Origin of the sequence: Kribbella sp. NPDC051587, from assembly GCF_044453945.1 — a bacterium.
Lineage (GTDB): Bacteria > Actinomycetota > Actinomycetes > Propionibacteriales > Kribbellaceae > Kribbella.
This window is the reverse complement of the sequence record NZ_JBITDE010000001.1, coordinates 1,064,895-1,078,797: the sequence shown is the minus strand read 5'-3', so window position 1 is coordinate 1,078,797 and position 13,903 is coordinate 1,064,895. Positions and strand designations below refer to the sequence as shown.

Below are 13,903 nucleotides of genomic sequence, written 5' to 3'. Positions count from 1 at the left end.
GGTACTACGGTCCCCGCCATGGGGAGCAATCGGTTTCTGAGTGCAGTCCTGTCCGCCTGTGTCGCCGGTACGGCGCTCGTCGCGCTGCCGGCGAAGGCACAACCAACCGCCGTGGCGGGGTTCACCGTAGCCACCGCCGACTCGATGGACCTGTCCTACCCGAAGCCGGACGCGGCCTGCGCGTGTGAGCCCGGCGTACGGGTCCTCGACGTGACCCGTGGCGAGCGTGAGGACACCCAGGTCGTCGCTCTCGCCAGTACGGCGGTTACTGGGCTCCGGGCCGCGATTACCGGCGTACGGGGTCCGGACGGGGCACCTGCCGACCCTGCTGCCCTGAGCGCGACTGTTGCACCGCTGGGCTTTCTGAACGTCACACCGTCGTCGGCGTACAAGGGCGTGCACACCTACAAGGGCTGGATCCCGGACCCGATCCGGACGGACCTCACGGCCGTGAACGTGGCAGCGGGGGAGCGGCAGCCGTTCTGGTTGGAGGTGTCGTCGGGCAAGGACGCCGTACCGGGGATCTACCGGGTCACGGTGGCGCTGACGGATGCGGCCGGGGCGACTGTCGAGCAGCAGGTCGACACACGGGTGTGGCCGGTCGCCATCAGCGAGCACAACGAGCTCGGCACGATGCTGACCACGCGCCCGGACTCGGTGGCCGAGCTGGTCTACGGGATCACGGACCACCAGGCGATGCGGGACTTCACGCACAAGACGTACGACTTCCTCACGAGCTACCGGATCGAGCCGGACAACATCTACGCGGGCAAGCCGGCGTACAGCTCCATGGTGAAGCCCGGGCCGGATCCGGACGACCTGAAGTACCTGCAGTCCAAGGGCTGGCTGAACAGGTTCAGCGCCTACAACCTGCGGCCCGACCTGCCGTCGAAGGTCGACCTGACGAAGCCGGCGACCTGGACGGCGGCTGTCGAGGCGCGGATGGTGGAGCTCAGGTCGAACATGGCTGCCTACGCGGCGGCCGGCGTAGCGGACAAGGCCTATGTGTACGGCTTCGACGAGCTGAACACCCTTGAGGGCAAGAAGTTCGCCAAGCAGATGTTCAGCGAGGTCAAGGCCGAATTTCCGGCGCTGCCGATCGTGACGAGCATCTTCGACGCGACGATGGGCACGGCCGAGCCGAAGCTCACCGAGGTCGACGTCTGGGCACCGGAGCTGTTCCGCTACCCGGCGAACGGGGCAGCTACCGCCCACGCGAAGTCGAAGAAGCTGTACTGGTATCCGGCGATCGCCTCCGGGGCGCCGGCACCGAACTGGTTCAACGGCTACCCACCGATCGACTCGCGGATGCTGATGGGGGTGATGTCGCACGCCGAGGGCGTCGACGGCGTCCTCTACTACAACCTGAACCGCTGGTACGCGACAGACGCCCCGCACAAGCCGATGACCGACGGCATCTACAGCAGCTGGAACCCGGCGACGCTGCGGGAGACCGCAGGGGACGGGTCGGTCTATTACCCCGGCAAGGACGGGCCACTGGGCTCACAGCGGCTGGCGAACATGCGGGACGGGCTGGAGGACTACAACCTGTTGCAGGAGCTCAAGCGACGCGCTGCCAAGCCGGACGTCGACCCGGAGCTCAAGCTGAAGGCAGACCGCCTCCTCAAGCCGAACTACCTCGTGCAGGGCGTCAATACGCACTCAGAGGCGTCGGAGGCGCTGCGGCAGCACCGGCTCGATGTGCTCGAGCTGATCACCAAGTTCGACGGTACGACGGCGCCGGCCGGGCCGGTGCTCAAGCTGCTGCCGATCGGGTCGTCCACGATCGACGGCAACACGGCTGAGCCGAACGGCACCGGTAAGGCCAACGGGGGTGCGCGGCCCGAGCTGTGGCAGTGGTTCCGGGAGACCGGTCAGCAGGTCGACTTCGTCGGTCCGACGTACGACGCCGACCAGGTGATCGGTGATCGCGACCATGGTGGTGTGGACGGCGACCTGGCGCTGGTGCGGTCGAAGATCGACAGCTGGATGGCGACGTACCAGCCGGATGCTGTGCTGATGCACAGTGGTTCGCGAGAGGTGCTGTCGGAGACCTACAACCTGGCGAACCTGTCGGCCGACTACAACGCAGTCCTGGATCGCATCTGGGCAGCGAATCCGAATGCGCAGGTCTATCTGGGGACGGTCGGGCCGATCACTCAGGACGGTCAGGACGACATCACCCGTACCAACACCGCGAACGCGACCATCCTGGAGATCTTCCGCACGCGGCTGGAGAGCGGGAAGAACGTGCGACTGCTCGACAACCGCTCCCGGATCAACGATGCGAAGGACCGGAACACCGACCACATCCACCTCAACGTCAGCGGCTACAGCCGTGCAGCGGCCGGCTGGTTCGGTGGGATCTCTGACACGCGGCCCAAGCGACTGGAGGCCGAGGCGGGGACGTTCGGCGGGCTGGCGACCGCGCTGACCACGTACTACGCGTCCAACCAGGGCAAGGCCGGCAAGATCGACGATGCGAGTAGCTACGTCGAGTTGGCGTACAACGCGCCGTACGCGGGGACGTATCAGCTGATGGTGAGTGGTGCGACCGGTACGCAGCAGCCTGCTGCCCACAACATCAGTGTGAACGGCGGTCCGCCGCAGACGGTCACCTACGCGCCGTACGCGTGGGACAAGTGGGTGCTGCGCGGTCTGACCGTGCAGCTGAAGGCCGGCAAGAACACCATCCGCGTCACGAAGGCCGGTGGCTTTGCCGAGCTGGACTTCATCGACGTCGTACCTCCGAGTGGTGACCGGCACGCGGCCGGACCGACGTACCTGAGTCGTGACGCACTCGACCGCGTGGCGACCATCCGCAACGTGGCCGGCGTGCTCACGGACAGCCGTGAGGGTGCACCGGGCGCTGCCTGGATCACCAGCACGATTCCGGTGACCGGAGTCGTCGGTACGCCGTCGGTCGTGCTGGATGCGAGTGGGCGGGTCAACTACTTCGCCAGAACGACCGCAGGCAAGGTGTTGCACGGCTGGGAGCAGACGATCGGCCACCTGGACTGGCAGAGCGAACTCCTCGACGTCTCCATCACCGGCGACCCAGTGGCCACGCTCGACGTCCAGAACCAGCTCGTGTACGTCGCCCGCTCGGGTACCGGCCTGATCTATGGGCGCGGGTCCACCGCTTCGGTCATCGACGGTATGACACCGGATGGGGAGCCGACGGTCGCACTCGACAAGGACGGTGCGCTCAGGATCGCCGTACGCACACCTGCCGGTGCACTACAGCTGGCCTTTCAGACCGCGCCGGGCAGTCCGGTCTTCACGAACAGGCTCGCTGAGACTTCCGGAGTAGCCGGTCGACCCGCGATCGCCGTGGACTCCATCGGCTCACTGCGGTACCTGTTCCGCCGTACCGACGGCAAGCTCCAGTTCGGCACCACAGCCCTGGACACGGTCGCGGTCGCCGGTGACCCGACGTTCGAGCAGGACAACGGCGGCAAGCTCACCTACGCCGTCCGCACCACCGACAACAAGATCCTGCACGGCTGGCAAGACGCACCGAACGCTGCCTGGCAGTCCACCGTGCTCCCAACCGTCGCCGGCGCCCCGATCCAAGGAGACCCCCAACTGGTGCTCGACTACACCCGACGCCTCGCCTACGTGGCCCAGTCTGGCGACCGCCTCGTCTACGGCCGCCAGAGCACCCCTGGCCTAGGGCCCTGGGTAACCACCGTCGTCGGCTGACTCCTACTGGATGAACAGCAGCCAGTCGCCGGCGGGGCGGGTGCGGCAGCTGTAGTCCCAGCCTTCACGCTGGTAGGTCTGGCCCGCGTCGACGCACTTGAACTTGGAGGGATAGGTGCCGACGTGGGTCCAGGCGAAGGCCGGGAGAGCGATCCCGGTCAGGGCGGCGCCTGCGGCGACGATGGTCAGGGCTCGCACAGCGTGCTTGCGCATCTGCGGTTCCTTCCAATGGGCGAATTGCTGATGCCCTGAAGGATTTCCCGGCCGCACACGGCGCACAAGCGACAACCGTGGCCAGTAACAGCAGATGTCTACTACCGGACAGCCGGCAGGTCTCCGGTGGAGTCCGGGTCCAGGTCGGCGGTGGTGACCGGGGTGTGCGGGTGCTCGACCTCGTCGAGGGCGATCTCTTCCTTGAAGACGAACTTGCGGTACGACCAGAAGCGGAAGAGGGTGCCGAGGCCCAGGCCGACGAAGTTCGCGGCGATGTTGTCGGACAGCCAGCTGTGCTGGTCGAGCACGTAGCGCGAGAAGGCGAGGCAGCCGGCGGCGATCAGCAGGCCGATGCCGTTCAGCACGAAGAACAGCACGTACTCACGGTGCAGGCCGCTGCGCTCGCGGTGCCGCCAGGTCCAGTACCGGTTCCCGAAGTACGTCGCGACCGTGGCGATCGTGGTGGAGATCAGCTTCGCGGTCAGCGGCTTGTGGTGCAGCATGCCCTCGCCGGAGTCAGCGAGCACCAGCGGGTTGTCGAAGACCAGCCAGTTGTAGATCGGCAGGTCGACGACCAGACCGAGCAGGCCGACCAGACCGAACTTGGCCACTTCGTGCACCAGGTGCTCGACCTGGCGGTACAACTTGGTGACGAGCTTCAACGGTCTCCGGCACTTTCTGTGATCAAGCCGCAACAGCGGGGGGCACTCCCACGGTACCCGGGGACATGTCCACGGCCGAAATCGTCCGCGTGGCCCGGTGGCCGCCGTACGGCTGGTGATGTATGGACATTAGGCTCGCGTTCGTGAAGTTTTCGCGAGATGAGTTGCCGGTCGGCACCCCGGTGGTCGGCATGGTGGGCGGCGGGCAGCTGGCCCGGATGACGCAGGAGACCGCGATCGCGCTCGGCGTGCAGCTGCGGGTGCTGGCCGAGGGACCGACGGTTTCGGCCGCTCAGGCGGTCGCGGACGCGCCGGTGGGCGATTACAAGGACCCCGAGACGGTACGGCGGTTCGCGGCGGAGTGTGACGTGGTCACGTTCGACCACGAGCACGTGCCGACCGATCTGCTCCGTGCGCTCGAGGCCGAGAACGTAAAGGTTTTCCCGGGACCGGACGCGCTCGTGCACGCGCAGGACAAAGCGGTGATGCGGAGCCGGCTCGACAGCTTCGACGCGCCGTCGCCGGCGCATCAGGTGGTGGCGACGGCTGCCGAGGTGGCCGACTTCGCCAAGCGGGTCGGTGGTTTCCCGATCATCCTGAAGACCACGCGCGGCGGGTACGACGGCAAGGGCGTGTGGTTCGTCGACGGGCCGGACGACGAGGCGATCGCGGTCGCCTTCGGCAGCGGCGTACCGATCCTGGCCGAGGAGAAGGTCGACTTCGTTCGCGAGCTCTCGGCGATCGTGGCGCGGTCGCCGCACGGGCAGGCGGTGGCGTATCCGGTCGTCGAGTCGGTCCAGCGTGACGGGATCTGCGTCGAGGTGACCGCGCCTGCTCCCGGTCTGGCGCCGGAGAAGGCCGCGCAGGCCCAGCAGACCGCGCTGCGGATCGCTGGTGAGCTCGGTGTGGTCGGGATCCTCGCGGTCGAGATGTTCGAGGCGCGGGACGGGCGGTTGCTGGTGAACGAGCTGGCGATGCGTCCGCACAACACCGGGCACTGGTCGATCGACGGCGCGGTGACGTCGCAGTTCGAGAACCACCTGCGCGCGGTGCTCGATCTGCCGCTCGGGTCGCCCGCTGCGCGAGCGCCGTACACGGTGATGGTGAACGTACTCGGCGGGGACCCTGAAACCACAGCGGACATGCACTACGGCCTCCTGCACTGCATGGCGCGGGACCCGGAGCTGAAGGTTCACTTCTACGGGAAGCCGGTGAAGCCGGGTCGCAAGGTCGGCCACGTCACGGCGTACGGCTCCTCGCTGGAGGAGACCCGGGAGCGGGCGCGGCACGCGGCGGCTTATCTGACCGGCACGATCGACGAGTAGGGGAACGCTGTGATCGGGATTGTGATGGGGTCGGACTCGGACTGGCCGACGATGAAGGCGGCCGCCGAGGTGTGTGTCGAGTTCGACGTGCCCTTTGAGGCAGATGTGGTGTCCGCACACCGGATGCCGGCCGAGATGATCGACTACGGACGGTCAGCACACGAGCGGGGGCTCAAGGTGCTGATCGCCGGTGCCGGTGGCGCCGCGCACCTGCCGGGCATGCTCGCGTCGGTCACGCCGTTGCCGGTGATCGGCGTACCGGTGCCGTTGAAATACCTCGACGGGATGGACTCGCTGCTGTCGATCGTGCAGATGCCGGCCGGGGTTCCGGTCGCGACCGTGTCGATCGGGAACGCGAAGAACGCCGGGCTGCTCGCCGTCCGGATCCTGGCCGCGTCGGACGAGAAACTGCGGGACAGGATGGTCGCGTTCCAGGACTCGTTGGCCGAGGTGGCCCGGGCCAAGGGTGCTACCGTGCGTGACGGGGCCACAGACCTCCGTAAATCATGAGCATCAGTCGGTTTTTCACCGGCTCGGCGGGGTAGTCGTCAGGTCCCACCCATTTGTCGTCTAAGGTCGTCGATCGTGACTCCGCCCGCTGATTCGGACACACAGCGCATCCCGGTCCGGTACTGGATCTGGCTGTTCGGTGCTGCCGTGTCGCTGCTCGGCGACCTCACCATCACGTTCGCGATCGGTTGGTCGGCCAGCAAGCACGGCGGCAGTGTGGCCGGTCTGATCCTGCTGCTCGCCGCCGCACCCCGTGCTGCGCTGCTGCTGGTCGGCGGCGCGATCGGCGACCGCTTCGGCGCTCCGCGCGTGCTGCTGGTCAGCTGTATGGCGATGTTCGTCGTCACCGCAGCGCTCGTGCCGGCGACGCTCGCGGCGGGTGAGCCGGTCTGGCTGCTGGTCTGCCTGGCCCTGGTCGTTGGTGTGATCGACGCGTTCTTCCTCCCGTCGTCCCGCGCCATGCCCCGGCTGCTGGTGCCGCCCGAGCAGGTCCCGCGTGCGCTGGCCAGCTTCCAGGTGACCGGAGTCATCTTCGCCGTCACCGGTACGGCGGTCGGTGGCGTCCTCGTCACCTGGTCCGGGCTCACCGCGGCGGCGGCGTTCGACGCGATCACGTTCGCGATCATGATCGCCGTACTGCTGATCCTGCGGACGTCGACCGCCGCCGCGCCGCCGAGCCAGGCAGGCATCTTCAAGTCGATCGCCGAGGGCCTCCGGATCGCCTTCGGCAAGCCGCTGACCCGCGCGCTGCTGATCACGATGACGCTCGCGGCCGGTCTGCTGATGCCGATGGACTCACTCGTCCTGCCGCTGCTCGCACGTCACCACGAGTGGGACGCGAAGACCGCCGGTCTGGTGATCGCGACCCGCAGTCTCGGGGTCGGCGTGGTCTCGTTCCGGATCCTGATCCGCGGCGCGTTCCAGCGGCCCGGCGTCGTCGCGATGCTCGGCCTGTTCGGGGCCGCGATCGGGTACATCGGCCTGTCGCAGGTCGACTCGATCCCGCTCACCATCGCGGCCGCCATCATCAGCGGTATCGGCGTCGGCGCCTTCACCGGCCACGTCCTGCCGCTGCTGATGAACTCGGTCGAGCGCGGCTACCAGTCCCGCCTGCAGTCGGTCATCGTCCTCTGCCAGAGCCTCGCCCTGGTCGTGATGAACCCCGTCCTCGGCTGGATCTCAGACCAGTCCGTCGGCATCACCGGCGTCTGCCTGGGCATCGGCATCGCCGTAGCCCTCATCGGCACCGTCGCCCTCAGTCGCCGAGTCATCCGCACCGCCGCCGTCTCCTGACCCACCCCCGCGCCCCCTCTCGCCCCAGCGCATTTGAGCGGATATCCCCTCAACGTGCCGGTTCTCCCGTCGAATTTCGAGGGGAGAAGGGACAACCTCCGCGGATATCCCCTGAAATTGCCGGGGGTGGAGCGGGCGAGGCGCGGTCGGGGTGCGGCAGGCGGCGGGGTCTCGCACCTTCTGATGGGCGGGCCATCAGATGGGGTGGGAGGGTTAGGGCTTGCCGGGGGCTCGGTAGGTCCAGCCGGCGGCGCGCCATTTGGCGGCGTCGAGGAGGAGGCGGGCGTCGACGATGACGGGGTTCTCGACGGCGCCACGGAGGGCGGCGGGGTCGAGTTCGCGGAACTCGGGCCACTCGGTGAGGTGCAGTACGGCGTGAGCGCCGACGCAGGCCTCGGCGGCGGTGGAGGCGTAGCGCAGGGTCGGGCGGACCCGGCGGGCGTTCTCCATCGCTTCGGGGTCGTAGACGGTCACGGTGGCGCCGTGCAGTGAGATCCGGCCGGCCACGTCGAGGGCCGGCGAGTCGCGGACGTCGTCCGTACCGGCCTTGAAGGCGGCTCCGAGGACGGTCACGTTCTTGCCGATCCAGACGCCGCCGAGGACCTCGTGGACAAGGTCGACCAGGCCGGCGCGGCGACGCTGGTTGATGTCGTCGACCTCGCGCAGCAGCGTGATGACCTCTTCGACACCGAGCTCACCGGCCCGGTGCATGAACGCGCGCAGGTCCTTCGGCAGGCAGCCGCCGCCGTACCCGGGGCCGGCGTTCAGCATGCCACGGCCGATGCGCTTGTCGTAGCCGAGCGCGTCCGCGAGCTGGGTCACGTCGGCGCCGGTCGCGTCGGCCATCTCGGCCAGCGCGTTGATGAACGAGATCTTCGTGGCCAGGAAGGCGTTCGCGCCACCCTTGACCAGCTCGGCGGTCGGCAGGTTGCACACGACGACCGGCGTACCCTCGCCGATAGGCGTCGCGAAGACCTCGCGCAGCCGGGCCTCAGCAGCCTCGGTCTGTACGCCGAAGACCAGCCGGTCCGGGTGCAGCGTGTCGTCGACGCCGTGCGCCTCCCGGAGGAATTCCGGCTGCCAGGCGATCTCGACACCGACGCCGGCCGGGGCCTCGGCGTGGAACCGCGCTTCGACGACCTTCGACGTACCGACCGGGACCGTCGAGCGGCCGACCACCAGCGTCGGCTTCGTCAGCAGCGGCGCGAGCATCGAGACGACCGAGTGCACCTGGGACAGGTCAGCGGCCTCGCTGCCTTCCAGCTGCGGGGTGCCGACGCAGATGAAGTACACGTCGGCCCAGTCGCCGACCTCGGCGTAGTCCTTGGTGAACCGCAGCCGGCCGGAGTCGACGTGCTTCTTCAGCAGCGGGTCCAGGCCGGGTTCGTACAGCGGGGCCTTGCCATCGTTCAGCAGCTTCAGCCGGTGCTCGTCGATCTCGACGCCGACGACGTCGAAGCCGAACTCGGCCATCCCGGCCGCGGTGTTCGCGCCGAGGTAGTTGGTGCCGATCACGGCGATCCGCAGCGGGCGGGAGGTCGCTTCACTCATGCCGGGGACTCTACCCATCGCGGTTATCGCCCGGTGACCGGCTCATGGCCAACGGGGTTCCGCACCGTGCGCCGTTCGTCACTTCCTGTCGGCGGCAACTCCCGGTACGGCGGCATCCGTCGTACCATGTGACCCGTGAGTAACTCATTCGACCTGTACGCGCTGTCCGAGGAGCACGACGCGATCCGGGCCGCGGTCCGCGACGTCTGCGACGCCAAGGTCGCTCCGAACGCCGGTGATGTGGACGAGCTGGCCGAGTTCCCGAAGGCGTCGTACGACGCGCTGAAGGCCTCGGACTTCCACGCCCCGCACATCCCCGAGCAGTACGGCGGCGCCGGGGCGGATGCACTCGCGACGGTGATCGTGATCGAGGAGGTCGCCCGCGCCTGTGCCGCGACCTCGCTGGTCCCGGCCGTCAACAAGCTCGGCTCGCTGCCGCTGCTGCTGTCCGGCTCGGACGAGGTCAAGCAGCGCTACCTGCCGCCGGTGGCCGCGGGCGACGCGATGTTCTCGTACTGCCTGTCCGAGCCCGACGCCGGTTCGGACGCGGCGTCGATGAAGACCCGCGCGGTGCTCGACGGCGACCACTACGTGCTGAACGGCGTGAAGCGCTGGATCACCAACGCGGGCGTCAGTGAGTACTACACCGTCTTCGCCGTCACCGACCCGGACGCCCGGTCGAAGGGCATCTCGGCGTTCGTCGTGGAGAAGTCCGACGACGGCGTCTCCTTCGGCGCCCCGGAGAAGAAGCTCGGCATCAAGGGTTCGCCGACCCGCGAGGTCTACCTCGACAACGTCCGCATCCCGGCCTCCCGCCTGATCGGCGACCCCGGCACCGGCTTCACCACCGCCATGGCCACCCTCGACCACACCCGCGTGACGATCGCCGCCCAGGCCCTCGGCATCGCCCAGGGCGCCCTCGACTACGCGCTCGGCTACGTCCAGGAGCGCAAGCAGTTCGGCAAGGCCATCGCCGAGTTCCAGGGCCTGCAGTTCATGCTCGCCGACATGGGCATGAAGATCGAGGCCGCCCGCCAGCTCACCTACGCGGCCGCCGCCAAGTCCGAGCGCGGTGACGCCAACCTCACCTACTTCGGCGCCGCCGCCAAGTGCTTCGCCTCCGACGTCGCCATGGCCGTCACCACCGACGCCGTCCAGCTCCTCGGCGGCTACGGCTACACCCACGACTACCCCGTCGAGCGGATGATGCGCGACGCCAAGATCACCCAGATCTACGAAGGCACCAACCAGGTCCAGCGCATCGTCATGGCTCGCCAGTTGTTGAAGGGCCTCGCCTAAGCAAGGGCACCGCCTCCACCGCCTGACCGCGCACCCGCTGCGGTCAGGCGGTTCTGTTCTGTACCGGTGTCGTCGGCGTGCAACTTCTGCGGTTGTCGATTCCGTATTGAAGGCGACAGTAGGAGCGGAGGCGTGAATGGCCGATCGTGATGCGGCGTTCGTCGAGTTCGTCGTGGCAGCCGAGCTGAGGTTGCAGAGAACGGCGTACCTGATCTGTGGGGACAGCCACCGGGCTGACGACATCGTGCAGGAGGCGCTGTACAAGCTGTATCTGGCGTGGCCGAAAGTGCAACGGTCCGGCAATCCGTTCGCGTACGCGCGGCGGATCGTCGTCAACGTCGCGTACGACGGGGGCCGTCGGCCGTGGCGGCGGGAGACGGCGACCGGCTCCGTGCCGGACCGGGCCGGCGAGGGCGACTTCACCGTTCAGGACGCTGACCGTGACGAGATCCTGGCCGCGCTGCGGGCGCTCGGGCCGAGCCAACGGGCGTGCGTCGTCCTGCGCTACTACGAAGATCTCTCGATCGAGCAGACCGCCGAGATTCTCGGCTGTAGTCAGAGCAATGTGAAGACCCAGAGCGTTCGCGGTCTCGCGATCCTTCGCGAAACCCTCGAGCAGCACCGAACTGCGACCCGTGAAGGAGCACGCTATGTCCAATGACCCCGAAGTCTCCGGCGACTTGCGTCGTCTGGCCGATAGGCACCAGCCCCAGCCGGTCGATCTTGACGCCGTGCTCGCCCGCGGCCGGCGTGGTCTGCGGCGACGCCGCTACCTGAGCGCCGGTGGTTCGGTGGTCGGGATCGCCGCGATCGCACTGACCGCCGCTTCTGTTCCGGGGTGGACCGCGGCCAAGCAGAACGCGCAACCCGCGGGCGTGCAGTCCGAGAACTCCCAGTTCAGCCCGGTGCCCGGGGTTCCCCGCGGCGAGGCCGGCGCCGATCAACACCTCGCCAAGGACGAGGCGACCCGCCGCTGCGCACTCAAGACCCCGAACGAGAAGGTCCTGCTGCGAGGCTCGAAATTCCGGTCCGGCTGGAAGGCGATGTCCGACGCCAAGCCCGGCGTCAAGTTCATGGAATGCACGGTTCCGGGGGGAGACAGGCCGTCACCGGCGTTGATCAAGGCAGCGGCCAAGGATCTCGTGCCCACGAGTACGGCGGACAAGCTGCGGAACTGCTCCGTCGCCGCGTGGGTCGACGTCACCCACTGGCGGGTCGTCGCCTCCGACGAGATCAAGGGCAAGGCAGCGAGTCTGGTCGCGGTCTCACCGTCGGGCAACAAGGCCATCGGCTGCGAACTCGAGCGGTACCCGGTCGCGATGCCGCCGGGTGCCGAGACATCCACCTGGTTCCTCACTCTCGACAAGCTGGGCGAGAGTGATCCGGTCTTCGATCCCGCCAGCGGCTCCGACTACCGTGATGTCTACCTCGGTGGCGGAAGCGGTGGTCCCTGCGGCGCGACCAGCTGCAAGGGCTGGAACGAATCCGGCTGGGGACGCGTGTCGTCGAAGGCGGTGAAGGTCTCGTTCCGGATCGGGAACCTACCTGCCTACACCGTTCCGGTCGGAGCCGATGGCTGGTTCGCCTACACCTGGAACGAGAAGGGCTCGTACCCGCGGAACCAGTACCCGAAGGTCACGGCGTACGACAGCCACGGAAAGGTCGTCAAGAAGTTCGCGTCGTAGGTCCCACCGAACACGACGAGCCATCCGCACCCGCGCGTCCTACGTGAGGGTGCGGATGACTCTTGCCGGTACGCCGACCGCCAGGGTTGCGGCCGGGATGTCGTGGGCGACGACAGCACCGGCTCCGATGACGGCGTCATCGCCGATGGTGACGCCTTGGAGGATGGTGGCGGACGCCCCGATCCAGACATTGCGGCCGATGCGGATCGGGGCGTGGGTGATGCCGTTGCGGCGTTCGGACGGGGCGACCGGGTGGCCGGAGGTGATCAGGCTGACGTTCGGGCCGAGCATGACGTCGTCGCCGAGTTCGATGCCGCCGGTGTCGTTGAAACGGCAGCCCTGGTTGACGAAGACGTTGCGGCCGAGCCGGATGTTCACTCCGTGGTCGGAGTAGACGGGCGGGATGAGCCGGAACGTCGGATCCACGGGTTGCCCGGTCAGTTCGCTCCACGCCGCCTGGATCGCGTCCTGGTCGTCGTACGGGAGGGTGTTGAGGTGCTCGGTCACCCGGATCGCTTGCTCGACTCGTTCGCGGAAGCCGACGAGGCCGGGCGAACCGGAGGGAAGGTGGGTCGAGGGGATCACGGGGGCTCCTTGTCGTGGCGGTCGTGCTGATGCAAGCAGCCGCCGCGGCCGACCGGCAAACAACGGTCAGGGCGGCGAGCCACAACTGTCGGTTGTCCGATTAGAGTGACGTGGTGGATCTCGGGGCTGTCCGGACGTTCGTGGCAGTCGCCGACGCGGGGCAGTTCCAGGCCGCGGCCGACGAGCTCGGTGTCACCCAGCAGGCGGTCTCCAAGCGCATTGCCACCCTCGAGCGGCACCTTCAGGTGTCGCTCTTCGTCCGGTCGGCTCGCGGTACTCAGCTGAGTGCGGACGGACAGGCGTTCCTCCCGCACGCCCGCGAGTTGCTCCAGGTCGCCGAACGCGCTGTCTCCGCAGTGCAGTCGGTACGACGGCCACTCCGCGTCGACGTACTGAACCGGCGTACTGCGCCCGCTACCGCCTTGCACGCCTTTCATCAGAGCCGGCCCGACGTCGAGCTCGACGTGGTGACGCTGCCCGATGCCGACCTCGACACGGTGGTCGCAGCCGTTGCCTCCGGCACCATTGATGCCACCTTCCGCTCGCCACGGCATCCGCTCGCGCTGCCGGTCAAGGCGGCCCGTGCCATCGACGACGCGCATGAACTCCTGGTGGGCCCGCGCCACCCGCTCGCCGACGCGAGCACCCTCACTCCTGCCGACCTCGTCGAGCACCGGCTCTGGATCCCAGGCATGAAGCCTGGCACCGAATGGGCCTTGTACTACGAGGAATTGGCCCGAACGTTTGCCCTCAGCATCGATACGGCCGGACCCACCTTCAGCGCCGAAGTCCTGCTGGGTGAACTCGCCGCCTCCGCCACCCTGGCCACCCTGGTCGGGACGGGTAGTCGCTATCTCTGGCCCGAGTCGTACGACCTCCGCCGCATCCCCATCGTCAACCCGACGCCGATCTATCCGCACTTCGTCATCTGGCACACCGACAACCCGCACCCCGCACTGACAGCCTTCCTCGACCACCTGCGCGCGGCGCACACGTCACCGCCGGACAGCTGGCTTCCGACCTGGGCTCGTGCCGGTCAGTGAGTCGGAGGTGGCACGGCGGGGTCAGCGCTGGC

The 13,903-nt window shown here is 68.0% G+C and carries 12 protein-coding genes; 8 read left to right on the top strand and 4 right to left on the bottom strand.

The features are described 5' to 3' along the window. Positions 1-18 precede the first annotated feature (18 nt). Positions 19-3,705: a glycoside hydrolase domain-containing protein gene (locus ACIA49_RS05205; RefSeq protein WP_396375830.1), complete on the top strand. Its 3,687-nt coding sequence runs from the start codon at positions 19-21 to the stop codon at positions 3,703-3,705. Positions 3,706-3,708: 3 nt separating this feature from the next. Here the strand turns inward: ACIA49_RS05205 and ACIA49_RS05200 are convergent, their stop codons facing one another. Together ACIA49_RS05200 and ACIA49_RS05195 are read right to left on the bottom strand one after the other, a co-directional pair. Next, on the bottom strand, positions 3,709-3,918 hold the full coding sequence (locus tag ACIA49_RS05200; RefSeq protein WP_396375829.1) for a hypothetical protein: 210 nt from the start codon (positions 3,916-3,918) through the stop codon (positions 3,709-3,711). A gap of 101 nt (positions 3,919-4,019) precedes the next feature. Then, positions 4,020-4,580, bottom strand: coding sequence for a GtrA family protein (locus tag ACIA49_RS05195; protein WP_396375828.1), 561 nt, complete (start codon positions 4,578-4,580; stop codon positions 4,020-4,022). 143 nt (positions 4,581-4,723) lie between these two features. Between ACIA49_RS05195 and ACIA49_RS05190 the strand changes: the two genes are divergently transcribed. From ACIA49_RS05190 to ACIA49_RS05180, 3 genes are all read left to right on the top strand, one after another. Further along, a complete protein-coding gene (locus ACIA49_RS05190) occupies positions 4,724-5,905 on the top strand; it encodes a 5-(carboxyamino)imidazole ribonucleotide synthase (RefSeq protein ID WP_396375827.1) in 1,182 nt (393 codons plus the stop codon). A gap of 24 nt (positions 5,906-5,929) precedes the next feature. Then, positions 5,930-6,415 (top strand): 5-(carboxyamino)imidazole ribonucleotide mutase, encoded by a 486-nt coding sequence (gene purE, locus ACIA49_RS05185; RefSeq protein WP_396376035.1) that lies wholly within the window; start codon positions 5,930-5,932, stop codon positions 6,413-6,415. A gap of 75 nt (positions 6,416-6,490) precedes the next feature. Beyond that, entirely contained in the window at positions 6,491-7,708 is a 1,218-nt protein-coding gene (locus ACIA49_RS05180; protein WP_396375826.1) for an MFS transporter, read from the top strand. Positions 7,709-7,921: 213 nt separating this feature from the next. Here the strand turns inward: ACIA49_RS05180 and ACIA49_RS05175 are convergent, their stop codons facing one another. After that, positions 7,922-9,259: a UDP-glucose dehydrogenase family protein gene (locus ACIA49_RS05175; protein ID WP_396375825.1), complete on the bottom strand. Its 1,338-nt coding sequence runs from the start codon at positions 9,257-9,259 to the stop codon at positions 7,922-7,924. Between the two features lie 135 nt (positions 9,260-9,394). On the opposite strand from ACIA49_RS05175, the gene ACIA49_RS05170 reads away from it, so the two are divergent. From ACIA49_RS05170 to ACIA49_RS05160, 3 genes are all read left to right on the top strand, one after another. Then, on the top strand, positions 9,395-10,558 hold the full coding sequence (locus ACIA49_RS05170; protein ID WP_396375824.1) for an acyl-CoA dehydrogenase family protein: 1,164 nt from the start codon (positions 9,395-9,397) through the stop codon (positions 10,556-10,558). Positions 10,559-10,694: 136 nt separating this feature from the next. Continuing rightward, positions 10,695-11,219 carry a SigE family RNA polymerase sigma factor gene (locus ACIA49_RS05165; RefSeq protein ID WP_396375823.1) on the top strand — a complete coding sequence of 175 codons (525 nt, stop codon included), beginning with the start codon at positions 10,695-10,697 and terminating at the stop codon, positions 11,217-11,219. Then, positions 11,209-12,243, top strand: coding sequence for a hypothetical protein (locus tag ACIA49_RS05160; RefSeq protein ID WP_396375822.1), 1,035 nt, complete (start codon positions 11,209-11,211; stop codon positions 12,241-12,243). Before ACIA49_RS05165 ends, ACIA49_RS05160 begins: the two co-directional genes overlap by 11 nt. 39 nt (positions 12,244-12,282) lie before the next feature. Here the strand turns inward: ACIA49_RS05160 and ACIA49_RS05155 are convergent, their stop codons facing one another. Then, positions 12,283-12,828, bottom strand: coding sequence for a sugar O-acetyltransferase (locus ACIA49_RS05155; RefSeq protein ID WP_396375821.1), 546 nt, complete (start codon positions 12,826-12,828; stop codon positions 12,283-12,285). Positions 12,829-12,941: 113 nt separating this feature from the next. Between ACIA49_RS05155 and ACIA49_RS05150 the strand changes: the two genes are divergently transcribed. Next, positions 12,942-13,871 (top strand): LysR family transcriptional regulator, encoded by a 930-nt coding sequence (locus ACIA49_RS05150; protein WP_396375820.1) that lies wholly within the window; start codon positions 12,942-12,944, stop codon positions 13,869-13,871. The last annotated feature ends 32 nt before the right edge of the window (positions 13,872-13,903 follow it).

What these genes read in the sequence shown, in the direction of transcription:
- ACIA49_RS05175 (WP_396375825.1), bottom strand. Translation starts at nt 9,259, where the DNA reads ATGAGTGAAGCGACCTCCCGCCCGCTGCGGATCGCCGTGATCGGCACC.
- ACIA49_RS05205 (WP_396375830.1), top strand. Translation starts at nt 19, where the DNA reads ATGGGGAGCAATCGGTTTCTGAGTGCAGTCCTGTCCGCCTGTGTCGCC.
- ACIA49_RS05200 (WP_396375829.1), bottom strand. Translation starts at nt 3,918, where the DNA reads ATGCGCAAGCACGCTGTGCGAGCCCTGACCATCGTCGCCGCAGGCGCC.
- ACIA49_RS05160 (WP_396375822.1), top strand. Translation starts at nt 11,209, where the DNA reads ATGTCCAATGACCCCGAAGTCTCCGGCGACTTGCGTCGTCTGGCCGAT.
- purE (WP_396376035.1), top strand. Translation starts at nt 5,930, where the DNA reads ATGGGGTCGGACTCGGACTGGCCGACGATGAAGGCGGCCGCCGAGGTG.
- ACIA49_RS05165 (WP_396375823.1), top strand. Translation starts at nt 10,695, where the DNA reads ATGGCCGATCGTGATGCGGCGTTCGTCGAGTTCGTCGTGGCAGCCGAG.